1 protein-coding gene is annotated in these 692 nt (G+C 62.4%); it reads left to right on the top strand.

Features of this window, described 5'->3' with window-relative positions; translation table 11 throughout:
* On the top strand, positions 1 to 692 hold a 692-nt coding region (locus M3I56_RS40795), incomplete at both ends, for a non-ribosomal peptide synthetase (protein WP_254358698.1).

Here is a 692-nt window from a genome sequence, read left to right as displayed (position 1 = left end):
GGCCGACCGATCTCGAACACTCGGATTTACCTGCTAGACAGCCACGGTCAACCGGTGCCGCTAGGCGCAGTGGGTGAACTGTATATCGGCGGCGCAGGCGTGGCTCGTGGCTATCTGAACCGCCCAGAACTGACCGCCGAACGCTTCCTCCCCGATCCCTTCTCCCATCACTCCGATGCCCGCATGTATCGCACCGGCGATCTGGCCCGCTACCTGCCCGACGGCAATCTTGTGTTCCTCGGTCGCAACGACCACCAGGTTAAAATTCGCGGCTTCCGCATCGAGCCCGGCGAAATCGAAACCTCTCTCGCAGAGCACCCCGCCATACGCGAAGCCGTCGTAGTCGCACTCGGCGACACGGACAAACGTCTGGTGGCCTATGTCACAGGCAACGAAACATCGCCAGATGAACTGCGCGACTGGCTCGCCAGCCGCCTGCCCGATTACATGGTCCCTAGCGCTTTCGTGCGGCTGCACGCGTTGCCTCTCACCCCCAACGGCAAACTCGATCGCCGGGCACTGCCCGCTCCGGATGCCGACTCACTCGCCCATGCCGCGTACGAAGCCCCCATCGGTGCACTCGAGATCGCACTGGCCGACATCTGGCGTGAACTCCTCGGCGTCCACACGGTCAGTCGACACGATTCATTCTTTGCGCTTGGCGGACACTCCCTGCTCGCTGTTCAAATGAT

The sequence above is a fragment of the Paraburkholderia sp. CNPSo 3281 genome (assembly GCF_024206515.1).
Lineage (GTDB): Bacteria > Pseudomonadota > Gammaproteobacteria > Burkholderiales > Burkholderiaceae > Paraburkholderia > Paraburkholderia nodosa.
Note: the sequence above shows the minus strand (reverse complement) of the source record. Positions and strands in the feature narration are given on the sequence as shown.